We start from the raw sequence: 22,817 nt of genomic DNA on the forward strand, positions 1-22,817 counted from the left end.
GCTACCCGCCCCCCTCTGGCTTCCACGCCAGCCTCTCGGCCTCCTCGGGCTCGTGCCGGCACAGCAGCACCCACCACCGCTTGCCGAGCTGGATGCAGTCGCCGATGATGTCCGTCTCCAGCTGCAGCAGCCGCCGCTTCAGCTCGCCGATATCGGCCTCTAGCATCGCGATCTTGTCTCGGTCGTTCATGCTTCCTCCAGAACTGGCAGGCCTTGCTGTTGCCGCTGCGCAGGTTGCCGGTCGTCACATACGCGGTTTCGCCGCAGTCGCAGCGGCATTCCCACAGCACCGCGCCGAACAGCCTGCGATTGGCGGTCTCGCGCGCCACAGTGAGCCGCCCGAAGCGCCGCCCACTGAGGTCGATCCGATTGGCCTGATGATGCGCGCGGGCCATGGCTAGAGCGGCCCCCGCCTCGCAAGCTTCGCGTTCGCAGCTTGCAACTGGAGCAGCAGCCGATCGCACCGGCGCTGCATGTCGTCCAGCTCGGCCCCGCGCTTGTCAGCCAGCGCACTGCAGCGGTCGCGGTCACTGCGGGCATCGGCGAGCTGACTGAGGACGCCGCGGGTGTCGATGCCGTGGATCGATGCGGCGACTTGCGGGGCAGCCTTCACCCTCTTGATGGCCTCCTCGAGATAGCCGTCGAAGTTGGCGCCGATCCGGTTGTAGCCAGCCATTGACTCGCCAAGCTCAATGATGAGATTGCGCGACACGACGCCATGCTTCTTGACGTCGAAGTCCGTGCAATCGGCCTTGGGCAGCATGGTCACAGCCGGAGCAGCAGCGGGCGGGGCGAACTCGGGGCGGAGGGCGGCGGAAGCGATGGCCATCGCCCCCATGGGTTCGCCGAAGTCGACGGTGACATCCCAAGTGGTCCCTTCGTTGACCCGCTTGACCGTGCCAGCCATGACAACGCGGTCCCCCACCTTCCACTCCGCAGCCTTCGCGGGGACGGCCGGGGCGGTGTCGATGGGCTCTAGGTCGCCGCTGGCGAACCGAAAGGCAAAGAACGAGACGCCGCTTTCTCCTTCTTCGCAACGGACCATAGCATTGCCATCGGATACGTAATGACTGACGACGGTTAGCTCTGCGCCGAAACGAGACCCGGGCATGTCCGCTCTTGCGCACCGCCACTTGCTACCAATCTCCGGCTTGCTCATCGCCCCTCCATCCGCAGCTTAGGCCTGCGCTCGAGAGCCACCCGCGAAGCAGGCAGCAGGGTTTCGGTGAACCATTGAGAGCCCGACCAAGCTTCAGCGCCATCGCGGCGCTCGGGCGGCTGTGGCGAGGGGCCAACATGTTGCGCAGTCTTGGGCTTGCGGCGAATGCGACTGGCCATAGTTACTTCGCTCCCTTCATGTGATTGCAGATAGCGGCCTGAGCCTCCGACAGAGACCCATGCGTTCCGATGATCTTCCGATGCCCGTTGCAGTCCCGCGGCGACCTGCTTCCGAAGCGGCCGTCAGCGAGCAGGTAGATGCGCCCCGTCGACTGCGGCGGCTCCTTCGGCTCGACCTTCGGGCTCGGCGGCAGGCACACGCGCCACGAAAGGCACGGCTGCTGAACAGTCGGGTTCAGCACTGCACGGCCGTCCCGTGATTGCGCCCCGGGCGGGGGCTGACGAAAACTACGGGCATGCGAATCCATTGGCTCCTCGTCGTCCCCCTAGTTGCGGTTGGTTGCGGAAGTTCGAAGGGCGGCAACAGCAATGCGCCGCCTGTCCCCTGTGCGCCGCGTAACGGCACCTACACGGTCACGTTTCACGAGCGGTCCGGCGACTGCGGCCCAATCGCGGAGCAGCTCTTCAACGCCAACCAGTCCACCGGCATGGTCAGCGGCCAATCCAGCAATTGCGTCAACTCGACAACAACCAGCGCGGACAACTGCACCGTCACGCTCGATATAACCTGCCCAACCGACAACGGGGGCCACGTAACAGACCGCGGCAAGGTGGAGTGGGCCGAGGACGCCTCGATGGCCGGCGGCATCGTACAGACGATCGTCATGCCCCCGCCAGGCCTGATCGGGTGCGCCGAGACCTACGACGTTACCTACGTCCGCCAATGAGCCGAGCGGACCCGTGGTCCAGTGCAGGCCGTTGTAGCCGGAGGCGAGAATGGCGCGCATTAGGCGGCCCTCCCCTTTCGAGCCCGCTTCGCCCGGGCCCTTTGGGCGGCTTGCAGCGCAATCAGGTCATCGGTCGTGATACCGTACTTGCGCAGCTGTTTCGCGTATCGCAGCGATGGGCACACCTCACGGTTGAGCCACAAGGAGAGAAGACCTTGCCCGCAACCAATCTCGCGCCCCAGGTCGATCTGGGTCCTTGTGCCCTTGGCAGCGTCCAACTTGTCGATCGCGTCCATGTAACCAAACCATTAACGCACGAATAATGGCTAGTCAATACCGGAAGCCTGCCACAGGCAAAAAACCCAGCGCCGTCTCTGGCGCACGTCTCCGTCGGCCCGAGGAATGCGATACCGTGGACAGAGTGATCGACTCCGAAAGCGACGACCCAGGCGACGGGAAGCTATCCAAGGCCGAGATGGCCAACGTGCGGGCATTCATCAAGGCACAGCTAGAGAGCGGGAAATCCCAGGCTGAGGTGGGGCAGCTGATGGGCAGCTCTCAAGGGCTCATCTCCCGCATCATGAGTGAGACGGCGCCCCACACCATCACCGTCGGGCGAGCTCAACGCATGGCACGCGCGGCCGCGATATCGTACGAAGTGCTTACCCGGGGTGCAGAGCTTGCAGGGCGATGGGAAACCGTGGATTCAAATAAACTTCGTGGGAGGGCTCTCGACGTACTAAGTAGTCTGTACGACGAGGAATTTTTGAGCGCGATGCAGGAACTGCCGGAGCCGCCGGGGAGTGCCAGTTGGACACTCGAGGAGTGGCACGATTTCCTCACAGACGTCCGAAAGGCTTGGAAGTCCGGCATCTTTGCCATTCCAGGCGTGCGCCCACCAAAGCGGCCATAGGCGGGCAGCCGGCCCGCGGCCGTGGTCTTTTCTGGCGGTGGCATGTCGATTTCGGTTGCAATCAATTAACACGTGCATATTAATACATGCATGGGCAACGACGACTTCGAACGCAACATCCTGATAGTCCTCCAACGCATTGCAGGCGCTCTCGAGTGCCTCTGCGACCACTTCGGCGCCGGCAAGGCCCCCAAGTCCAGCAAGCGGGGTGGCCGATGAGCCCCCTCCAACGCCGCCGCTGGACCTACGTCGGCCCCCAGGTATTCCCAGGCGTCGCCTCGATGCTGCTGGTCAACGACAGCATCGGGAGCACCCGTGCGCTGGTCTGCTACTGGCAGGACGAGCCGGTCCGGATTCGCGAGGTGGCCCAATGAGCCGCCTCTCCGCCATCAACGACAGCAACGAGCTGGCCCCCCGCGAGGCGTCGCCGCTGCCCATCCTCGACCAGTACGCGGAGCTTTGCAGGTGTATCCGCGCTGACCTTGCTGCTGGCTGGGAGCCACGCGGCTGCATTTGCGCCGGCCTTGCCGTCCAGCCTGACGCCTCCTTCGAGGCCTACGAGGCGACAGAGCCCGACGCGGCGGCCATCGCTGCCATCGGCGCGGCCCTGGCCTTGGAGCTGGCTTCGCAGCGGGCGCGGATTGCGTTCCTCAATGAGCAGATGGTGGCCGGCTGGGTGAAGCGGGTGTCGCTGTGAGCGGCCCGGCAGAGCAGGCGGCGTCCGAGATTGCTCGCCTCGAGATTGAGCTGGAGGAGTGCGACCCGGAAGAGCGCGAGGACATCGTGCGCGCCATCCGCGACATCGAACGCGACGAAGCTGACCGCGAGCGATGGGAGCAGGACGGCGAAGAGCGAGGCTGGCGATGACCCCCGCCCGTCCCAGGCGCGTGGAATGCGCCGCCTGTGAGGCCTGGATCCTGCCCGAGGACGCGGCCGAGTGGGATGAGCGGGAGCGCGCTTGGTACTGCGGCTGCCCGGGTAGCGCGCCGGGGGAGAACACGCCGCGAATCGTTTGCCCATATGCCAGTGAGCTTTATTGCGACGATGAAGCGGCGGAGCTGCCACCGATGCGCCACGAGCCCACGGCGCACTGCGGCTGGGGCGACCACGAAGCGGCGGCGAGCTCTGTGCACGTGATGGCCGATGACGATACCGCCTGTGAAGTTTGCATCCACGCGGACCAATTGGCGAAGGAAGAGGAGAGGCCCATGGCTGCGATGAGCGTCGAGAAGGTCAAGATGCGGCTGGAGCGCATCCGGTGGCAGGCCGAAGCGGAGGCCGATTCCGAAGCTGCCCACGGGCTCGAGGACGACCTGTGGAGCGATGTGCTGCGCGCCATTGCCGCCAACGAATGCGACGACCCCGTGAATTGCGCGAGGCTCGCGCTCACCACAGCAGATATCCGGTTCAAGCGCGATTGCGCATAAGGAGACGATATGGATACCAATGGTACGGCGCTCGCCAATGTGGCCGACGCGGAGATTGTGCCGCACGAATACGACGGCCTGACGATGGTCACGACGCCAGCGGAGGCAAAGAAGCGCCTCCTGGAGCTGCAGAGCTTCGTGCGCAGTGTGATGGTCAAGGGCGACGACTATGGCCGCATTCCTGGCACGCAGAAGGATACGCTCTACAAGGCAGGCGCCGAGAAGCTGGCCGAGCTCTACGGGTTCGCCTTCGCGTTCGAGATCGTCAAGCGGGTGGAGGACTGGGACAAGCCGCTGTTTTACTATGAGGCCAAGTGCACCCTGACGAGCCGCCGTGACGGTCGGTTCATCTGCGACGGCATGGGCTCTTGCAACTCCCGCGAGGACAAGTACGCCTGGCGGTGGCTCGGCGAGAAGTATCTGCCGCCTGGCATCGACAAGGCCGGCCTCAAGAAGAAGCGCTCCGGAAAGGGCAACAACACGTGGTGGAGCTTCCGCCTACCCAACGAGGATATTTTCTCGGTCATCAACACGCTTCAGAAGATGGCGTGCAAGCGCGCGCTGGTCATGGCTGTCATTGGGGCAACGCGGTCTAGCGCCCTGTTCACGCAAGACCTCGAGGATATGCCGCGCGAGGAGGAGCCAGAGGAGGAGGCGCAGCCGCTGGATCAGCAGCTCGATGCCGCTATCGTTGCCGAACAGGACAAGCTCGCCGCGCTCTTCGAGGCGGACCTGCGCCGGGCTGATACCGAAGAGAAGGTAATGGGCATCGGCCAGCTCATCGCACAGGCGCATGCGACCAAAAAGATTACCGACGCGCACCGGGCCAGCCTGCGCAAGACTTTCGCCGACGTCTCGAAAGGCTTCAAGTGAGACTCGCCCCCACGCGGCTCTTCCTGGCAGAGGCTGGCTGCCTCTATCCCTTCCGGCCCGAGGTGAAGCCGCCATCCGATCCGGAGAACGCTGCGATGCGTCGCGGCAAGTTGGTGCACGCGCTCATCGAGGCCGGAATCAAAGCGGGCGCTTTGCCGTTGGCGCAGTATCCGAAGGCGCGCGAGGAGGCCATGATGGCTGAGCACGGCTTCGAGTGGCAGAAGAACCGCGCGTCTGGCGCCCGCCTCGCGGAGCATGTGATCGGGCTGGATCCGTTCACTGGCGACGCGCGGCCATATGAGCACAAGGACCACGTCCCGCAGAATCACATGCCCATCATTGTGGACTTGGTCATTCTCGGCGACTTGGACATCTGCGACGAGGTGGAAGTGTGGGATTGGAAAACCGGATCGCCATTCTCGTCCTTCAGCTATGAGCCGCAGGCGTTCGCCAATGCGCTCGGCGTCGGCCTGCTCTTCGGAGCCGACAAGGTGACGACCGGGCTGGCCTACCTGTCGCCCGAAGGCGTGAAGCCCAAGAGCTGGACGCGCGACGTATTCGACTTCGCGGCGGACAAGGCGAAGCTGCGCATGTGGGCAGAGAAGGCCCCGACAGCGGAGCCGGTTGAGAACGACAAGTGCCGCTACTGCCCAGTGGGCAAGGCGGGGATGTGCCCAGCGAAGGCCAAGGCAGCATGATCTACGTCATCGTAATCCGCGCAGCGAGCTGTCGTGGGGACGCGTATGCCCGCGCCGGCGCCGCCCCCGATGCGGCAAGCGCATGGGTCATCCAGCCGCCCCTAGCTGTGCGGCCCAATGGCGATGGCCGCTATACCTACGTGCTAGGCCCTGATGTGCAGCAATTCGGCTCCATCGCCCTGGCCCGCCAATGGCGGCAGAAGCGGATCGCCTACCAGCGGACCAGGCGGCGGCCGATTGTGAACATGCGGGTCATGCGGGCGGATGTCGCGCGCGTGCCGGCGTGGGAGAGAGCGGGGTGATGCGGTGAACGTCTATTCGGAGCTTCGGATACGCGAGAGCGAGGACAAGGAGGACCGTCTCATGACCACCCGCGCGACGAGCGCCGAATGTTGGCGGCTGATCGACAAGTACGAGGGCACCGCGCACTGGCCGCCGAAGGGCTGCTGCTACGTGGTGAAGGTGACGAAGAGGCTGGTTAGGCGGCCTTGGAAGAAGCCCGTTTGACCGGGTCGAGAGGAACGGAGAAAAGACAATGGCGAAAGCGAAGACAGAAGAACCGGTTATCATAAACAACAAGGCGGACCCGCCTGAGATCTTGGCGACCTCGATTAGGGAAGTTGCGGAGGCGGCGCGCAAGCTTCTCGCAACGCGCCTGACGAAGAGGGCTATCCTGGTGCTGCTAAAGGACTCGTGTGGGCTGCCGATGCATGAGATCGAGAAGGTGCTCGACCACGCGGCAAGCCTCGATCGCTATGTCAAGCGCTGACCCTTCGGGTCCTCTTCGGAACAGCAACAACAGGCAGGGAGGGTATCAATGAACGAAGGCAGTACCGGCAAGCTGATAACGGCATCGATCCACGTAGCAACGGTGGGGCTAGGCCTCACAGGCGGCTTCATCATCGCGGACCACCTGCTGCTAGGCTGGCTCGCCATCGGTGGCAGCTTCCTGTGCTGCATTGCAACGCTGTGCAGGGGATGGGTTCTCGATGAGGAGAACGCCGAGCTTCGGGACGCGCTTGCGCCTACGCCATTGCGGATCGTGGGGCCGCTGCCACCGGCGCGGACGCCAGGCAGGCGGGCTACGGTGGACTGGGGCGAGGGGCGGCGGAGCTTGCCGAGGATACCGCTGCCAGAGATGGACGATGGTGCTACTGGGTCGTGGACACCGCCGAAGCAGGCGGCGTGATAGGATGGGGACGACGAGAGGAGAGCATCGATGATGGACCCAGCGTGGGCGATCATAGTCCTGCTATTTGCGTTCTCGATGGGCATCGCTGCCATGCCGAACGGAAAGGGGTAATGAAGGGCACATGGGAACCATGACCAATGAAGTACTGCGACGCGCGCTGACGTTGGCCTGCGAAGAGCTCGCCGCGGAGAACAACGCGCATTGGTACCAGGACGCTCCTCCGCCTAGTGCGGACGAATTGCGCGCCGAGTTCATAGAGCAGGCAACTGCGGAGTGCCCTGAAACCGAAGCGCCAGGCTTCGTGGTCGAAGGCTTGACGGCTGAGGATGCTTGCGTCATCGAGAATTGCACATTCACGAATAGCATCCCCGCTGAACTGCTACTCCCGGCAGAGGAGAGGTTTCGAAAGTTGAGAGAGGATTTCAAGATCGGCAAGGAGTTGCGGTACTTCGATGTCGTCGACTACGGAGCGACGATGAACGGCGTAACCGACGACTGGGAGGCCATTAAGGCGGCCATGAAAGCTGCCGAAGACTGGATCGCTTATGACGAGTCGAAGGTGGCGGTCGTAGTCTCCTCAAAGCCGGGCGAAGCACGTGTGAGCCATTCTGTAGGTGTGCCGTGGAACGCTATTTTTGAGGGATTTACATGGAGGCGCGATCCCTAAGCCTCCCCTTCCCTCCGCGGAGGCAGCGCCACGTCAGGATTCGTATCAGCCTCCCGCGGGTCCTCAGGCGCCGGCGCCGGGTCGGTCTCGCGAGTAGCGCGTCCCTCCCAGTCGATGAGGCCGGCCAGGTCGAAGCGTTCTGCTGTGGCGGTGTCGGCCAGGTAGACTAGCTCGTGCTGGTGCTGTTCGTTCCTGCGCTCGATGTAGTAATTGAGCGCTGACACTTCCGAGGACACGTGGGCGCCATACTGGTGCATGTTCCACGGATTGCCTGCATCAGGACGCACGGAGCCAGCGTTGTATGCGGCCGAGACCTTGGGGAAGTCGTCGCCGTACTTGTCACGCAAGAAGGCCACGTAGCGCGCTCCCACGTCGATGTTCGTCGCAGGGTCGAAGAGCGCGGCATCGGTCAGCCTACCCTTGAGTCCCGGGTTCGTGATCTGGAGCAGGCCTACGCCGGTGAGTGGGCGGCCATCAGGGGACACGATGGGGACCATCACTCCGTCTTCCCTGCGTTGACGCTCGATTCTGTAGGCTCGCGGGTTGAACCCGCTTTCCTGCCACTCCATGGCTGCGAGCCAGCCTTCGGGCAGGCTATACTTCTGCTCGGCGACGGTGTTGAGGTCGTGAAACTTGGCCTCGCCCACGTCGAATGCTTGCCGGCGCTCTGGGGCGAGCATCGGGAGCCGCTCAGCCGGCGGGTTCGGCCATACCCCGATGTCCCAGATGACCACGGCGCCGTCCTCTCGCCTTCTCCAGCCGTACACCGGTCAACCCCACTTCGCCGCGGCCTGGCCCTGAAGATCCGCCTCCCCGAGCTCGAGCAGGCCTTTCAAGTAGTCGGCGGGGATGGGGTCGCCGCTGAGGACCATCTGGGCGAGGTCGACCAGCTTGGGAATCATCGGGCCCACGCGATGCGGCATGAATGGCGCGAGGGCTCGGAGCACCGCCAGCGCTTCGGTTTCGATGGGGTTCATGGCATCTCCTTGCAGTTGAAGTCGAGACCACCGGGATAGGCCCGCTGGCAGTCCTCGCTGGCATTGGCGAGCGTTTGCGCGTCGGCGCAGGTCTTGGCCGTCTGGATGAACTCCGAGGCCTTCTTGTGGCACGCAGCGGCCGGCGGGATGCGGGCCGCGAGCGCCACGGTGTTCGAGCAGCCAGCGAGCGCCAGGGGGCCGATGACGCCAAGCCAGCGCAGGAAGGTGCGGAGGCGGCTCACTTGGCCACCGGGGACACGAGGCCGGCCACCAGGCGGTACAGCTTGGCGACGTCAACGCCTACCGCGGCGATGCCGTGTCCGACCTTGGTATCGCCAGCCCCGAGCACCGAAACGATGCCGTTGAGGCAGGTGAACCCGCCAGAGACGTAGCCGAGGATGAGAGCCGCCTGGGCTCCGTATGTCGTCAATGTTTGCAGCATGTTCATTCTCCTTCAGTGCAACAACCCGCTCCGGTGGGCCACTTCGAGCCCAACGGCAATCACGCCGAGCACAAGCCCGGCCCATTTCAAGAGCCGCCGCGGAAGGCTACGAAGGCGCTGGTTCTCCCTCTCCAGCTGCCGCACCTTCGCCTCCTTGGCCTCGTCGGCCAGGTCATTCCAACTCGCAAAGGCGCGGTCCGTCTGCCGCTGCTTGCGGTTCAGCTGGCGCACCTCCTCGGTCAGCTTCGCGGTCTGCTCGGTGAGCGCCACGGTCGCCTTGGCCAGCCGGTGATATTCGCCAAGGACGCGGCCCTCTAGTTCGAGGTGGTTGTGCCACTCGGCTTCTGTGATGTTGGCTGCGCTCATGCGTGGGTCACCAGTTTCCACCCGGTGTTACCCGAGCCTGTCTTTTTGACGTAGAGCTCGCCGTTTGTGGTATCGCAGCAGAGCGACCCTAGGTTTGCCGCCACCACGCTTTCGGGTGACCCGGCATTGTACGTAATGGACGTGGCGGCGCCGATGACCAGGTCCGCTACAAGCAACACCTGCCCGGCCGATGTCAGCCACCCGACCGTCGTCTCCGCGCCCCCGCCAGCTCCGTCGATCTGCCAGATCCAACGCACGCGCCCGCTCGGCTCGGCGGCTCCCTGGATCGGTTCGACCTGCTGATAGAAGTCGACCTGTTTAGACGCGCCCGTGGCGTCGGTTTTCCAGCCCTGCCCGGTGAGCTTTAGCCCAGGGGACCACTGCTGCGCACCGGCGGCTGCGGCCGTGTTGTTGACTGCCTGGAACGCCGCCTGGAGCGTCGTGCCAAGATTGTTGACCTCTCCCTGCGCCGATCTGACCGCGAGGTTCTCCTTGTACGAGCCAGCGGCCGGATAATTGACGGTATCGAGGTATTCAGCCGCCACGGTGTGGCCGAGGACCTTGTTGTACCACATGGCCATGTTGGCATCAGTGAGCGCCTGGATGTAAGCCCCATATTGCAGCGTCGCGACGCTCTGGCTGTCAACGACGTCGTTTTGTCGGACGGTCAGCCGCGTGGCGACTGCGGCAACCTCGGACGTGGATGCGGTGACGAATACGCCGACCGTGCCGCAATTGGCAATGCTGTTGTGGTGGATCTGCAAGTCGTTGATGATGTTGCTTGCGGCCTGTGTCGCCGTGTGCGTTCCGGTGCCGGCGCTCGTGAGCGTGATCGGAGTGCCACTCGGCGAGCTCGCGACGCGGAAGTCATCGGCGGAGACGGTGGCGACTACGTAGTAGGTGTGCCCGGCTGTGAGCCCGCCGATGGCTCCCCCGCTCGTCGTGTAGACGAATGCGTTTCCGGCAACGAAGCCGTGAGCCACGGCGTGCAAGTTGTTGCCGCTGCGCGTGACCGTTTTGGCGATGCCGGTGTTGGGCGTGCACGCGGTGCCCCAGCGGATCGCGCCCGAAGCGAAGCCGGAGATCTTGTTGTTGTAGATCTCCACCCCTCCGCCGACGCCTGGCACGCCGCAATTCCCCTCCATCGTCATGCCCCAGCTAAACCCGGGCGTCGCTGTGCCGGTCGTAAAGACGATGGTATTGCTGTGAATCTTGACGTCGTGAAAGCCCTTACCGTCCGTCCAGCCAATGGTCGAATTAGGAGCCACATCAATGCCGCTCTCGCCGCTCGCTCCGCCCTGCTTCAGGTTGAATTGATTGCCATGAACGGCGATGCGGAAACCGCCGGTGCCGAAGCCCTGGTAGAGGGTGATGCCCTGAATGATGCTCGTCGCCACATTCCCGCTGACGTCGATGTCGCCATAGTCTGCCTGGTCGCCGGCCAGGTTTAGAAACCGCTGCATGTCGGTTACGTTATTGCCGCTGATAACCGCGCCGAAGCCGTGGTATTCGATGGCCGTGCCTGGACGACAACGCGGGAATGTCGCCAGCGTGGCCGCTGAGATGGCGCCGCCGTCGAAGCGATTGTTGGCGATGACTACGCCTGTAGCGCCGCAGGCGATCCGGCTCGCGTCCCCGGCGTGCGGGTCGTCTGCGAGGTGAAGGTGGCGGCCGTTGGTGACGCGAACGTTGGTTGTCAACGTGGGGTCGCTGTACTGACCAAGAAGCACGTCGAAGGGGCCGTTGCAGTTCTTGTGCGTGACGTTGTCAACAGTGATGTTGTCGCCGCTCTGGATGGCGATCGACGCGCTATGCGAGTAGGTCACGCCACCGTAAGCGGCATTCTCGAACTGGTTGAAGTCGGAATTGTGATCAACGCAGAAGTTGCGGAATTGAACGTTGCTCGTAAACACGCGCGTTGCCGGGCTGCCGCTATCGAGCAGGCCAAATACCGCTGAATAGCCTCCACTGGCAACGGTTGTATGGCCAGGCCCAACCAGAACGTACGACGAATCGCCATCGCCGAGCACGGACACGCCGGAGCGAGGAATCACGAATTCGTGCTTAGGGCCGGTTGGCGCATCCTTTAGGTAGAAGAAGTATCCCGGCGGCAGGAATACGCTCCCGCCTCCCTGGGAATAGACGTAGTCGATCGCTTGCTGGAGCTTCTGGGCGTCGTCGTCTGCTTCGGTAATAAACGAGGCGTCACGATATAGCTTTCCGTCCGCCGGGTTGATGTACTTGCCGTTGGGAGACCCGAATGCGAGCACGCTGATGGCGATGCCGTAGGCGATCGGGTAGTTGACCCCAGACGGGTCCACGTATTGCGGCTTGTTGTTGGCGAAGCGAATGGTTCCGGTGCCCATGTCAAATTCCGTAGTGCAGCGCGGCGTAATTCTCCCACCGCGCGCGGTCGATGGCGTTTATCTGACTGCACATGACCACCTCGTCCACGTCGATGGCACAACTTCGCGTGCCGTCCGACAATGCACCTAGCGTGAGCCCGCTGATATTCCCAGTGCCCACAGTTGAACCGCTGATGACAGTCGAACCGTGAACGCGGCCGATGCTGCTAGCACCGTTCCACTCGGTCCAGATGAATGTCTTGGTGGCGGCCACGGTCGACGCGGTCGTGGCCCAATTGACCTCGGTGCCAGCATACATGGACCAGATGTGGCCAGCCGTCGTGGAGGCTGTGACGATGGCGCGCGCCACGGATCCGACTCCGTCAAACCACACGTCATGCGATGAGACTGCCGTATATGTCGGCTGCGTGACCACCATGCCAAGCGCGAACGGCTGACTGCATGTGAACGCGGCCGACTTCAGAAAGTCAGGGTGACCCGCTGTGCCGCGAAATCTGATGTTTGGCGTGCCGGATCCGGCGCGAATAAGCGGTTGCAGCCCGCCTGTGGCCTGCGACACGTCGTGGTTGAACCCAGACAGGTCCAGCCATGAGCTGGACTGCGCGTCGTAGGTGTTGTCGTTCGCATAGGTGCCAGCCGGGAAGTTCGCAGTAAGCCCGGTCGACCCAAGCACGTAGGTTGCCGCGGTGAGGACGCCGGTTTCCGCAAAGGTTGCTCCGTTGTCGATGGACCATCGGAACTTTGCCTGTCCCCGCGATGTGCCTCCGGTGACATCGTTTACCTCGATGCGAATCCCATATGTAAGCGCTGCTGTCCCGCTCAGCGTGACGGCCGGTGGCGTCGTGCCGCCCGCCGTCGTGGCGCTGCTCACTACCACTCCGGTGTCCGCGCGTAGCCAAAGAACGCACCCAGCCATGTCGCGAGGGAACCACGTGCGCCGCTTCCCGGACACCGGCAGGCCTAACGCTGTGACGCAAGCGCTACGCATCAGATGGCCAGCGCGTGAACGTTTTGGGTTGCCGAGCCGGTGATGGCAAAGAGCAGGCTCGCGTTGAGCACGCCAGGGAAAAACTCGCGGTCCCCCGGCTGGAGCTCGATGCCCTTGCCGGTGCTGCCAGATGTGACCCCGGTCGCCAGACCGACGTATACGGCCGATGTGTTCGCCAGCGGGCAACTAACCATGACGCCGATCGTGGCCACTGCGCTCGCAAACGCGTGCGAGTTGGTGTCGGCGAGCGACAGGTTTTGCCCGGTATCCACGCTTGCCGAAGCGAGCACAGCGTATGGCGTCGTATACATGACGCCCTTGGACGTGCCGAGCGGCGCCGTATTGTCGCCGTCCGTCAGGGTTCGCGGTGTCGCTGAATACTTGACCTTCATTGGCTACAGCCCTCCTAACTTCTGCGAGCCGGTAGCGAATGCCCCGGCAATGTCGATCTGCCTCTTGGGTGCCCCCTGCGGTTGCCCGCCTGCGCCCTGCTTGCGCTTTGCATACATGGCCTGCACGGTCGAGATGAACCGCGGCGCCATGGTCGGGGTGACCGGCGCCCCAAGGAATTTGCCGAGCTGGATCTGCTGCTCGTAGCTGATGTTCTTGCCCTTGCTCACCAGGTCCGCGTACTTCTCGAGCAGCTCTCCCTGCTTCTCGGCATAGAGCTTGGGCATCACGCCTTTCATCACCTCTACCTGGTCGCTGGAGAGCCGCCCGGCCTTGATGTCGGCGATGGTCTGCGCGGGGTCCACGCCTCGCACGGCCCGCAGCAGCTTGGCGCGGTCGGAGTCGTTCGGTGCCTGGGTGATCCGCGGCACCAGCGTGGCATTGCTCGACGGGGGCGTGGGGAGCTTCGACTGGACGACCTGCACGGCCTTCTGGATGGTCGCTCCCATCGCCTGGGCCACATTCGGGGCCGACTGCGCAACCTGCCCGATCGCGCCCGCTGTATGGTTCGCCAGCGACGCCGGGTTGGCCGCCGCATTGGCGACCCGAGAGGCAACCTGCTCATAGCGCTCCTTCGGCGTGGTCGCGACCTTGGCTGCCGGGTTCAGCATGGGCGCCTCGACGGCCGACTTCACCGCAGCGCTCTTAGCCCCCTCCAGCAGCGCCTTTACGCCCGCCGAAAGCTTGGTGTCCACGTCGGCCACGGCATGACTCAGGCCAGCCAGCCGCTCGAACGACTTCGCGGCAACGGAATTGCCGTAGGTGTTCGCCAGATGATTCGCCACTCCGCCCGCGAGCGATGCGCCAAGGGCTGGGATGCCGCCAGCGCCAGCGGCCAGCGTTCCGACAAAGCCTGAGGCCCCGGCCATCTTGTCGCTTAGCCCCACGGTATTGCGCGCGAGCGCCCGCCCGTTCGCATCGGTCGCGATGCGCTCAGCGTCCCCGAGGTTGCGGTAGCTGGTCTTGAGGGCCTGGTAGCGGCCCGTCATGGCCTTGTCGCCCATGGCCGCAACGGCGTTGTCTGTCGTCTGCGTGATGGCGTCCTCGAGCATGCCGCGCGCCTGGAGTAGCTGCGCCTGATGCTCGGGAGGGATTACGATGCCGCTCTTGCTCTTCGGATAGAGCAGGTCGTCCAGGTTCTTGCGGAACTCCACCGCATCCTTGAGGGACATCTTGGGCGCTACGTCGTTGGCGACTCCGCTGGCCGCGTGCTCGGCGTCAGCGCTGGCCTCGCCAAAGAAGCGCTTGAGGCTGCTTTGGAGCTTGCCGGCTCGCCCCTCCAGCTCGGGGATGCCGGTCGCCTTGAGCGGCTCGACAATCTCGCTGCGCACCTTGCTGGCGAACTCCGAAGCGTTGAACTCGAGCTCGGGGTTGGCCCCAAGGTGCTCGTAGACCTTATCGCGCAGCTGCCCGAGCTCGGCGCCCACCTCGGCCTTGGCCTTGGGCAGCATCTCCGCCAACTGGTCCGTGGTGCTTGTCCCGGTGAAGAGCCGCTCGCCATCTCTGAACTTGAACCCGCGCACCTCGCCCGCGATATCGGCGACGCGCTCTTCCATCTTCTCGGCGCTCTTGGTGATGCCGCCCATGTTGCGCACGTCGCGGGCGTTGGCCCCCAGCGCGCGGATCGTCTGGTTGTCGGCCGCCGACTTGAAGAAGTCTTGTAGGCCGGACTCGCCCGCAATCTTGAACGCCTTCTCGGTGGCGTACTTGCCCACCTCGGCCGCGGTCCCGATGGCCGCGCCGCCAAGCAGGCCCGCGAGCGCGCCCCCCTTGGCGCCCGCTAGAAGCTTCTCAGCGGTCAGCTGCTCGTCCCCGAGTGCCGACTCGCTGATGGTCTGCCCAGCGCCGTAGAATGCCCCCTCGGCCGCGCCCTGGGCAGCCATGGGGATTGCCCGCTGCGCGACCCTTCCGGCCAGGCTCGTCGCGCCTTCACCGACGAGCCCGCGGGTTGCCCCTGCTACGCCTTCCCCGAGATGGGCCACGAGCGAAGTAGGCGCCACACCGGCAACGTCCGCGGCTGCGCCTGAACCCCCGGAAAGGAGGACGGGGGCAATCGCGCCAGCGATCTCGCTGCCGGTGCGGAGCGTCGGATAGAGCTCTTTGCGCTCGGCCATGGCCTGGCGGGTTTCGTCCCCGCCAAGCTTCGCCGCCGCGAGGTCGGACAGCCCGAAGGTGGCGCCAGATGCCGCGCCCTCCAAAGCCGTCTTGGCGACCTCTCCGAGCCCTTGATGTTTGCCGGCAAGCTCTGTCTGCCGCACGTCGTGCTCACTGGTGAGTGAGTAGCCGCTCGAGAGCGCGTCCGCCGCCTGCTCGGCGGGAACGGTGCCCACGTCACCCTTGGGGCTGATGACCGGGACTGCCTGCCCCTTGGCGAAGGCGAAGGCGCCAGACTTCAGCCCCTGCGCGGCCGCGCCCTCGTCCACGTCGACCATCTGACCGCTCTGGTTGTCGACGACCCTCATCGCGCGCCCCCTGCCGGCGTGAAGTCGACCTGCCCGCCGCGCCGCTGCCCGCCCAGCAGTTCGCCAGCGTCGTAGTGCACGCCCTTCTTGATGGTCCCCGTCTTGGGGTCGATTTCGGGGCCTTCGTTGACCGAGGTATCGGTGTCCGCGCTCGACTCGAGAATGGAGCCGTAGCCCTGGTGAATCTTGCCGGCGAGCGCTGCGGCCTTGTTGGCCGTGGCGAGCCCGTACGGGCCACCGAGCACGTCCGACGTGTAGCGCTTGATGTCGTCGTCGCGCGTTACGCCCTGCCCCATCAGGCTGTTGCTCGAGTTGATGAACTGCTCGCGCGCATAGTTGAACTGGCCAACGAGCGGGCTGGTCGGATCGAGCTTTTCGAACCCTGGCGTGTTGGCAATCTTGCGCATTGTCTCCGCTGCGCTGATGGCGGTCTGCGACATGGCCCGCTTGGTGTTGAGGTCTCCAGCGGCCTTCTCATCGCGGGCCAGGAACTTCTTGCCGCTGAGGTCCTGGACGACCAGCGAGCGGTTGAGGTTCTCCAGCTTCGGGCCGCCACCGCCGACCACGCGATCCGGCACGACTTGCGTGTGGATCTGGTGCGTGACCTTCAGCATATCGGCCTCAGTCTTGGCCGATTCCTCCTGGAGCTTTCCGGATAGGATGTCGATCTTCGCCTCGTCCTCTGGCGCCTTCGCCTGGGCCTTCAGCGCGGCGAGCTGCGATTGAGCGTGCTCCAGGTACTGCGCCTTGGTGGCAATGTCGGCCTGTCGCTCGTCTTGGAAGCGCGCCAGGTTGTCCTTGTAAAGCGACTGCTGGTCCTGGAAGGCTGCACGCTTGTTGTCGCGATTGTCCTTCTGCTCGGCGATGTCGTTGTCGATCGACTTGTTGAGGATGCCGAGCGCCACGTTGGGCTGCCCGGTCATGCCGGCGCCGAGCTGCCCCAGGCCGACCATCAGCGCGCCCCAGAACTTGTCGGCGTTGGACTGGTTGCGGAAGATGCGGCTCGAGTCGATGTCCTGGCGCGACTCCTGGCGCAGCTGGCCCAGCTTGTCCATGTCCGAAGCGATCGACTGCTGCCGGATGGCCTCGTTGTCCTGGCGTTGCGCCTCCAGGTTGCGGAGCCCTTCGGGGATCTGGCTCATGACGCCGGCCTCGCCGATGTCGGCCTGCTGTTGCGCCGCGCCCGCCTTCTGCGTGCCCTCCCACTGGGTCTGGTAGCCGCGCTTGATGTTGGCCTGGGCGTCTGGGTCGTAGCTGGTCGACCCCATCACCTCGCCGACCTTGCGCTCGCCGCCGCGGATGACTTGCGTGCCGCCACCTCCGAATGAGATGGGCATGCCCTGGCGTTGGCCGCCCACCTGGACGCGCTGATCTGGGGGCACGAAGTTGGCGCCTGCATCCGGAGCCGCAGCCTGGGCCGGAGGCGCGCCGCCCAAGGCTTTCGGCGTAATGCCCAAGTCTGGGCCTCCGCCTTGGAGCGGCTGAGTGTCACCAACCTTGCTGTTGACCCAATCGCGCGCCCTTGCCCACAGGCCTGGGTTTTCTGGCGGGGTCATGTTCTGGTCGGGCAGCTCGATGCTGTTGCTCGCGATCCGATTGTCCTGCTGCGGAGCCATGGCGGCTTCGGCGATACCGGCGCGCAGCTGAGACGGGGGCGCGCCCATGCCCGATTGCTTCTGCTGGTCGATGCCCATCTTGATGGACGGCGGCAGATAGGCCGTGGGGATGGCCTGGCCGGTGTCGTCAATGGCCATGTAGCCACCGGAGGGGAGCGTGGAGTAGTCGACTATGCGCGCCATCAAAACCCCGGATTCGAAGGATCGTAGTAGTCCTTCGTCTGCGACCCAGCGGCTGGCGCACCGGCGTTCGATTGCATGTAGGCTGCGCCCATCGTCGCGCCAGCGCCTATCATGGATCCTGCCATCTGACGTTGACTCGCGGCGTCCTGCATCTGCGCCTGTACCGCGCCGCCTTGTAGCCCTGCCTTGATGCGCTGCGCGTCCATGGCGGTGCTCACGTTGAATTGCTGATTGCCCTGCTGCATGTGCCGCGCGTCCTGGTAGGCGCCGAGGTAGCCCATCTCTCGGCCCTGGTTGAGCGAGTTTTGCCCGGCTTGCAGGTTGGCGTTGTTGAGATTCTGTTGCGACTCGAGCTGAGCCCGCTGGAGCGCGCTGGACGCATCGAGCCCCATCGCTTGGAGCTCCTGCGCACGCTTCTGAACCATGACGTCATTCTGCATGCCGAAGTTCTGGAGCGTCTGCCCGCGCTGGTTCGTGAGCGCACCGCCCAGCTCGCCGCGCGCCTGGGCGTATTCCTGCGCGCGCAGGGTGGCCGCCTGCTGGATGGCCTGCTGCTGCGTGTTGGCCCCCGCAGTGATGGCTGCCCTGGTTGCGGCGCCGTAGTCCATTGGGCCTGCGCTAGCGACCATTGATTGCTGCGCCGCTAGATTCTGATCCGTCGTCTGCGCGAGCTGAGCCTGGGCGAGCGACGGCTGGCCGCCGTTGAGGTCGGAGTTGAGCCGGTTGACGAGCTGTTGCTGCCCCTGACCAGAGGCGACGGGGTCTTGCTGCATGTTGAGCAGCGAGCCGCTTAGGTCCTGGCCGCCCTGGCGGAACATGCTGCGGTCCGCCTGGTACATGCGCATGTCGGGCCGCACCATCGATACCTGGGGGGCCTGGCGGTCATACGAGGCGGCGGCCTGCGTATTGAACCGCGCCGGGTCCGACATGTCGGGGGCCTTCGGAAGCGAATTGGCAATGCTGTTGGCCTGGTCGATGGCCGCGCGCACCGCCATTGCGTTCTGTGGCGACGGGTTCGCGTCGAATGCAGCCTTGGCAGCTGTATACTGGTCCTGCGCAGCCTGCGCGAGCGGCGCCTGCTGCGCCTGCTGCTGGGCGATTGCATCAAGCTGCGCCTTCTCCTGAGGCGTAGTCCCGCCCCATCCGGAGCCGATGCCGGCGTTCGGGTCCAGCGTTGGCGTGTAGACGCCGTTGGCTGCGGCTTGCGCATTCGCAGCAGCATCGGATGATTCATTGGCTGCGTCTGCTGATTGGCCAACGCCATAGCCAGCCGCACCGCCTGCGACGGCCCCTGCTGGCCCGCCAACCAAGAATCCGCCAGCGCTACCGAGCGCGGCTCCTAGGTATTTCCAGCCGCTCATGCTTTTGCTCCTGCTTGCAGCAACTTGTCGAAGGCGCCGCGAATCGGCTTGGCCTTGAGTAGGATCCCGGTCGTCCAGTAGCCCTCACCGGTCGATGCGCCGTCCTCGTAGTCATGGACGCGCACGCGATAGCTCTGGCCCTTCTGATCGGGCAGATGGGCCGCTACCTGCTCGAGTCCGAGAGCTGCGAGCGCAGCGGCATCCCACGTGAAATCCATCGTGTACGCGTCCGAATAGTCCTTGGCCACCTGGACCTCGAGACCGTGATCGTCGCGCCACTGGCCGAGCACCATCACACGGTTGACGCGCGCGAACCCCTGCGATCCGGACGGCTCTATCCATGCCGTCTCCAGCGTCATTGGCACATAGGCGCCATCATCGAGATAGGTGGTCGAGTCCTCCCGATAGACGTGGCCGTCCGCCTTGGTCCAATGCCACACGCCATCAGCGAACACCGAGTCGACGGCCGGCGCCCCATCATTGAGCGCCCAGTGTGTCCACCGGTCCTGCGAATAGTCGTAGACCAGCGTCACGCCTGCCGGGGTCACCAGCGGGGCCACGGGATCCACCATGGTGAAGCGAATCTCAAGCCGGTCGGGCACCATCTCGGCGCTCGTGCATGTCTGGTAGTTGCTGGTGAAGTAGTCGACCGCGGCCCCGATGTAGCTCACCTGCTCCGAGCGGTTCAGGAGGTAGATGCCCTTCTTGGACAGAAACATGATGCCGTCTGGCGTCTGCACTACGCTGCGCGGATTGACGCACCCAGCGTCCGAGGAGATGAGCTGAGGCAGGCTGAGGTCGTTGTTCTGCCCGAGCTGGTTCGACCCGCGCCCGGTCACCTTGAAGATGCGGTCGTCCTTGAAAAGCACAAGCTTGTCGTCGAGGCTGGCAATGGCAGACAGGTCGCCGCCTGGTTCCACGCGAAAGCGCTGAATATTGCTGAACCACACATCCTCGCCAGGAGCGACGTCGCCCGAGTAGAAAACAAGCTTCGGGTCCGCCGATGAGATGCCCCACACGCGCCCCTGATGCAGGACCATCTGTTTCGACGGCAGCGGAGGCTCGCGGTCGAGGATGCCGCCGTCGGTGTAGAGACGGCGCTCTGTGATGATGAGCGAGTCGTTGGTGGAATCCACGAACGTCGCAGTGGCAGACTTGGGGTCAATCTTCGAGGAGCCTACGTAGTAGTGGGTTGTCACCGCTCCGGTGGATGGTGCCGTCCTGAAGTACGAGATCGACCCCTGCTGGCGAGCGCTTGTCCACCCGAGCTGCGTCATGTTGAGCTGCGTCGTGACCAACGTCACCTTGCCGAGTCCGGCCCCCGCTGTGGTCGTGGCTGCAATGGGCACTGACGTCGTGCTGCGCGCCGTGTTTCCTTTGGCATCAGCCGATTCATAGACCGCTACGTAGCTGTAGACGCCATTGTCCATTCCGGCCGCGCCGATCGCGCCAGGCGTTGCGGAGATGAACTCTGGGTAAGCGTGGAAGTTGTTCTCCGAGACGTTGACGCCGTCGTACTTGACCGCTGCCCCGTTCGCGAAAAGCGTGTCCCCGTTTGCCTCCACCGGGAGCAGGCGAGTCGGCGATATGAAGTCTGTCTCCGCGGAGATGAGTCCCTGTCTCGTGGTCGTAGTGGAAAGGAACTTGTACGCGTACGTGAGCAGCGTCCTATAAACGCCAGTGGTCGAGGCAACCACGTCGGACAGCATCGGCGGAGACGAGCCACCGGCAGACCGATAGGCATGGACCGCGACCGGCACGAACGCCGAAGTGACCGCGTCGTTGAGTTGCACGGTGAAGTGGGAGACCTGCTGCCCGACCGCCGACGCATACCCTGCGTTAACGTAGAACTTGGAGGCGTACGTGTAGGGCTTGGAAGACAGAAAGTGGTTGTAGAGCGGGCCTCGGACCGTGCCGACGACTCCAGCGCTCGTGACGGTCGCCCACTCCACGTATGGCAAAGCGGGCGCGTTGGCCGCCCAGTCCCACACGGCAAGGACCGTCGTGGCGTCGTAGCGCACCAGCCCGGCGTTGCTGTTCACCGGTGCAGCTGCCGCGCTCACGGTGAACGGGGCCACCGTCTGCGCCGTCGTGGCCGCGTTGAAGCACGCCGCGCGCATCACACCAAGGGCAAGATTGTAGTAGAGCACCGTGCCGAATTCGCCCTCAGTGGCCATCACGGCGAGCCCGCGATTGCTGGCCTCTGCGCCAACGACGGTGGGGCCTGCAACACTAGCGAACGTGATCGCATTCATGCGCCATGCGCGCACGTCCGGAGTGGCGCTCGACCAGGCAAGTACGACGTCCGTCGAGCTCACGGCAACCATGTCGAAGGCTGCGCGCGCAGCTGATACCGCGGCTCCTGTCTGAATGTTCGTGCTCGCCGATAGGGTCTCGAGAGAGCAATTGATGAGGACCGCGTTGATCTTCTGGAGCGCGTTCGACGAGAAGGCGACGAACACGAATGAGCCCACGGTCACGGAATGGACTACGTTCCAGACGCCTGTAGAGTCGACAAGTGTCCGCGAGATGAGGGCGCCCGTGGCCTCATTCGATAGCTGGATCGTCACGTAGCCGTTGGTAGAATCGATCCACGAATCTACACGCACGCCGGCAGAGAGCGCGGTTGAATATCCAACGAATGCGGACACGCTCTGATCGAGGATAACCGACTTCTGCGAGATGGATGCCGCTGGCACGCGGCCTACGGAGTGCCAGCCGTTGAACGGCGGCGACCCAGCAGCGTCATAGTTGTAGAGCGCATTGCCGTCGCACGCGATGAGCATGCTGCCAAGCGTGGCCAGCCGGATGATGCTCGACAGATTGTGCAGCAGCGCGGTGTAGCCGTAGCGCTTCTTGTAGACACCCTGGGTCTGGACCTGCGCGTTCTCTGCAATCGTCAGCGTCCCAGGGGGCGCTGTGCGCGGATCCATCTTGGTATCGAGCGCGCCGAATTGGACCTGGAGGTTTTCGAAGTCGCCCATTACCACACCTCCAGCGAGACGGTGCAGGTCGAAGGCGAGTAGATCGTGATCGTCTTTGCATCCCAGGCGACGCGCCGGTATCCGCCGCCGCCAGTGTCGTCGAGGACGGCCCACCCTTGCGGCTGCCGGTCGAGCTTGTGGTTGATGACGTTGTTGGTCAACGTCACGAGGCTCACCGACTGCGTCACCGAGTCGAGCCGAGGATTGGCGAGCACGGGGCGCAGAGAACCGGCGACGCGCCCAGACAAGGCGTTGCCCTGCCGCGCGAGCTCATCGGGCGTCGTCGGCGTGAACTGCACGGGAGCGAAAGCGGGGAGCGTCATCGCAGACCCACTCCCCACGGCCACGCGCTGACCGATGTCACATCCTGGATGCGTCCAGGCTCGGACTGGTTGCGCTCGGCCATCGATGCGATGCGCGCCTCCATGCGCGCCTTGCGCGGAGCGAGCAGCGCGGCGTCGCCGTCGTTGCCTTCGTGCTCTAGACACTTCATGGCCGCGTCGAGGATGACCCACTCTTCCCAACCGTTGTAGCCGTCGAAGGTGTCCGAGTCGGCCGACAGGCGCACCGCCGCCGGGATGTACTTCAGGATCAGCGCATAGACGCTGTTGGGCGCTGGCGAAAAGCGCAGGTTGGCGACCTGGAGCCGGTAGCGGATGTCGCTATATACCGACCAGCCGGCACCCTGGATGTAGTCCTCGGCTTCGGCCGGCTGCGTCTGCGTCAGCCGGTGCTTGTAGCCGCCGTTGTTCCAGAACAGCCCGGTCAGCTTGTAGAAGCCATTGG

At 64.4% G+C, this 22,817-nt stretch carries 30 protein-coding genes; 13 read left to right on the forward strand and 17 right to left on the reverse strand.

All coding sequences use genetic code 11. From position 1 onward, the window contains the following. Nucleotide 1 precedes the first annotated feature (1 nt). Nucleotides 2-190: a hypothetical protein gene (locus tag V4529_16545; GenBank protein ID MES2359950.1), complete on the reverse strand. Its 189-nt coding sequence runs from the start codon at nucleotides 188-190 to the stop codon at nucleotides 2-4. Here V4529_16545 and V4529_16550 point away from each other — a divergent pair. After that, complete coding sequence (locus tag V4529_16550; protein ID MES2359951.1) at nucleotides 189-401, forward strand: hypothetical protein; 213 nt, start codon at nucleotides 189-191, stop codon at nucleotides 399-401. The genes V4529_16545 and V4529_16550 overlap by 2 nt on opposite strands. Here V4529_16550 and V4529_16555 read toward each other — a convergent pair. Together V4529_16555 and V4529_16560 are read right to left on the reverse strand one after the other, a co-directional pair. Next, nucleotides 398-1,159 (reverse strand): hypothetical protein, encoded by a 762-nt coding sequence (locus V4529_16555; protein MES2359952.1) that lies wholly within the window; start codon nucleotides 1,157-1,159, stop codon nucleotides 398-400. The two genes, V4529_16550 and V4529_16555, sit on opposite strands and share 4 nt — an antisense overlap. Before the next feature lie 181 nt (nucleotides 1,160-1,340). Then, nucleotides 1,341-1,580: a hypothetical protein gene (locus tag V4529_16560; GenBank protein ID MES2359953.1), complete on the reverse strand. Its 240-nt coding sequence runs from the start codon at nucleotides 1,578-1,580 to the stop codon at nucleotides 1,341-1,343. Nucleotides 1,581-1,634: 54 nt separating this feature from the next. Here V4529_16560 and V4529_16565 point away from each other — a divergent pair, with 54 nt between their 5' ends. From V4529_16565 to V4529_16620, 12 genes are all read left to right on the forward strand, one after another. Beyond that, nucleotides 1,635-2,066, forward strand: a complete 432-nt coding sequence (locus tag V4529_16565) for a hypothetical protein (protein MES2359954.1) — start codon at nucleotides 1,635-1,637, stop codon at nucleotides 2,064-2,066. Nucleotides 2,067-2,487: 421 nt separating this feature from the next. Further along, nucleotides 2,488-2,979 (forward strand): hypothetical protein, encoded by a 492-nt coding sequence (locus tag V4529_16570; protein MES2359955.1) that lies wholly within the window; start codon nucleotides 2,488-2,490, stop codon nucleotides 2,977-2,979. Between the two features lie 370 nt (nucleotides 2,980-3,349). Continuing rightward, complete coding sequence (locus tag V4529_16575) at nucleotides 3,350-3,676, forward strand: hypothetical protein (GenBank protein ID MES2359956.1); 327 nt, start codon at nucleotides 3,350-3,352, stop codon at nucleotides 3,674-3,676. Further along, nucleotides 3,673-3,846, forward strand: a complete 174-nt coding sequence (locus V4529_16580) for a hypothetical protein (protein MES2359957.1) — start codon at nucleotides 3,673-3,675, stop codon at nucleotides 3,844-3,846. Before V4529_16575 ends, V4529_16580 begins: the two co-directional genes overlap by 4 nt. Continuing rightward, nucleotides 3,843-4,406, forward strand: a complete 564-nt coding sequence (locus tag V4529_16585; protein ID MES2359958.1) for a hypothetical protein — start codon at nucleotides 3,843-3,845, stop codon at nucleotides 4,404-4,406. The genes V4529_16580 and V4529_16585 overlap by 4 nt, the downstream gene beginning before the upstream one ends. 9 nt (nucleotides 4,407-4,415) lie before the next feature. Continuing rightward, complete coding sequence (locus V4529_16590; GenBank protein ID MES2359959.1) at nucleotides 4,416-5,279, forward strand: hypothetical protein; 864 nt, start codon at nucleotides 4,416-4,418, stop codon at nucleotides 5,277-5,279. A 62-nt stretch (nucleotides 5,280-5,341) separates the two neighbouring features. Next, the gene (locus tag V4529_16595; GenBank protein MES2359960.1) at nucleotides 5,342-5,977 is read left to right on the forward strand and encodes a PD-(D/E)XK nuclease family protein; all 636 of its coding nucleotides are present in this window, start codon (nucleotides 5,342-5,344) and stop codon (nucleotides 5,975-5,977) included. After that, complete coding sequence (locus V4529_16600) at nucleotides 5,974-6,279, forward strand: hypothetical protein (GenBank protein MES2359961.1); 306 nt, start codon at nucleotides 5,974-5,976, stop codon at nucleotides 6,277-6,279. Before V4529_16595 ends, V4529_16600 begins: the two co-directional genes overlap by 4 nt. Before the next feature lie 4 nt (nucleotides 6,280-6,283). Beyond that, entirely contained in the window at nucleotides 6,284-6,484 is a 201-nt protein-coding gene (locus tag V4529_16605) for a hypothetical protein (GenBank protein MES2359962.1), read from the forward strand. Between the two features lie 28 nt (nucleotides 6,485-6,512). After that, complete coding sequence (locus tag V4529_16610; protein ID MES2359963.1) at nucleotides 6,513-6,746, forward strand: hypothetical protein; 234 nt, start codon at nucleotides 6,513-6,515, stop codon at nucleotides 6,744-6,746. A gap of 48 nt (nucleotides 6,747-6,794) precedes the next feature. Beyond that, nucleotides 6,795-7,166, forward strand: coding sequence for a hypothetical protein (locus V4529_16615; protein MES2359964.1), 372 nt, complete (start codon nucleotides 6,795-6,797; stop codon nucleotides 7,164-7,166). 133 nt (nucleotides 7,167-7,299) lie between these two features. Continuing rightward, on the forward strand, nucleotides 7,300-7,836 hold the full coding sequence (locus tag V4529_16620; protein ID MES2359965.1) for a hypothetical protein: 537 nt from the start codon (nucleotides 7,300-7,302) through the stop codon (nucleotides 7,834-7,836). Here V4529_16620 and V4529_16625 read toward each other — a convergent pair. The 14 genes from V4529_16625 to V4529_16690 form a co-directional block, all read right to left on the reverse strand. After that, nucleotides 7,833-8,516: a transglycosylase SLT domain-containing protein gene (locus V4529_16625; protein MES2359966.1), complete on the reverse strand. Its 684-nt coding sequence runs from the start codon at nucleotides 8,514-8,516 to the stop codon at nucleotides 7,833-7,835. The genes V4529_16620 and V4529_16625 overlap by 4 nt on opposite strands. 90 nt (nucleotides 8,517-8,606) lie before the next feature. Beyond that, nucleotides 8,607-8,813: a hypothetical protein gene (locus V4529_16630; GenBank protein ID MES2359967.1), complete on the reverse strand. Its 207-nt coding sequence runs from the start codon at nucleotides 8,811-8,813 to the stop codon at nucleotides 8,607-8,609. Next, nucleotides 8,810-9,055 carry a hypothetical protein gene (locus V4529_16635; GenBank protein MES2359968.1) on the reverse strand — a complete coding sequence of 82 codons (246 nt, stop codon included), beginning with the start codon at nucleotides 9,053-9,055 and terminating at the stop codon, nucleotides 8,810-8,812. The genes V4529_16630 and V4529_16635 overlap by 4 nt, the downstream gene beginning before the upstream one ends. Continuing rightward, nucleotides 9,052-9,255: a hypothetical protein gene (locus V4529_16640; protein ID MES2359969.1), complete on the reverse strand. Its 204-nt coding sequence runs from the start codon at nucleotides 9,253-9,255 to the stop codon at nucleotides 9,052-9,054. Before V4529_16640 ends, V4529_16635 begins: the two co-directional genes overlap by 4 nt. 12 nt (nucleotides 9,256-9,267) lie before the next feature. Further along, the gene (locus tag V4529_16645) at nucleotides 9,268-9,621 is read right to left on the reverse strand and encodes a hypothetical protein (protein ID MES2359970.1); all 354 of its coding nucleotides are present in this window, start codon (nucleotides 9,619-9,621) and stop codon (nucleotides 9,268-9,270) included. Beyond that, the gene (locus V4529_16650) at nucleotides 9,618-11,987 is read right to left on the reverse strand and encodes a hypothetical protein (protein ID MES2359971.1); all 2,370 of its coding nucleotides are present in this window, start codon (nucleotides 11,985-11,987) and stop codon (nucleotides 9,618-9,620) included. The genes V4529_16645 and V4529_16650 overlap by 4 nt, the downstream gene beginning before the upstream one ends. Before the next feature lies 1 nt (nucleotide 11,988). Then, on the reverse strand, nucleotides 11,989-12,858 hold the full coding sequence (locus tag V4529_16655) for a hypothetical protein (protein MES2359972.1): 870 nt from the start codon (nucleotides 12,856-12,858) through the stop codon (nucleotides 11,989-11,991). Between the two features lie 116 nt (nucleotides 12,859-12,974). Further along, nucleotides 12,975-13,367 carry a hypothetical protein gene (locus V4529_16660; GenBank protein MES2359973.1) on the reverse strand — a complete coding sequence of 131 codons (393 nt, stop codon included), beginning with the start codon at nucleotides 13,365-13,367 and terminating at the stop codon, nucleotides 12,975-12,977. Between the two features lie 3 nt (nucleotides 13,368-13,370). Continuing rightward, nucleotides 13,371-15,857, reverse strand: a complete 2,487-nt coding sequence (locus tag V4529_16665; protein MES2359974.1) for a hypothetical protein — start codon at nucleotides 15,855-15,857, stop codon at nucleotides 13,371-13,373. A gap of 26 nt (nucleotides 15,858-15,883) precedes the next feature. Beyond that, the gene (locus V4529_16670; protein MES2359975.1) at nucleotides 15,884-17,686 is read right to left on the reverse strand and encodes a hypothetical protein; all 1,803 of its coding nucleotides are present in this window, start codon (nucleotides 17,684-17,686) and stop codon (nucleotides 15,884-15,886) included. Then, complete coding sequence (locus V4529_16675; GenBank protein MES2359976.1) at nucleotides 17,686-19,047, reverse strand: hypothetical protein; 1,362 nt, start codon at nucleotides 19,045-19,047, stop codon at nucleotides 17,686-17,688. Before V4529_16675 ends, V4529_16670 begins: the two co-directional genes overlap by 1 nt. Further along, entirely contained in the window at nucleotides 19,044-22,031 is a 2,988-nt protein-coding gene (locus tag V4529_16680) for a hypothetical protein (protein ID MES2359977.1), read from the reverse strand. The genes V4529_16675 and V4529_16680 overlap by 4 nt, the downstream gene beginning before the upstream one ends. Further along, complete coding sequence (locus V4529_16685; GenBank protein ID MES2359978.1) at nucleotides 22,031-22,354, reverse strand: hypothetical protein; 324 nt, start codon at nucleotides 22,352-22,354, stop codon at nucleotides 22,031-22,033. The genes V4529_16680 and V4529_16685 overlap by 1 nt, the downstream gene beginning before the upstream one ends. Next, nucleotides 22,351-22,817, reverse strand: a 467-nt coding sequence (locus tag V4529_16690; protein MES2359979.1) for a hypothetical protein, incomplete at its 5' end; no start/stop codon positions are given. The genes V4529_16685 and V4529_16690, both read right to left, overlap by 4 nt.

The sequence above is a fragment of the Gemmatimonadota bacterium genome, assembly GCA_040388625.1.
GTDB lineage: Bacteria > Gemmatimonadota > Gemmatimonadetes > Gemmatimonadales > Gemmatimonadaceae > Fen-1247.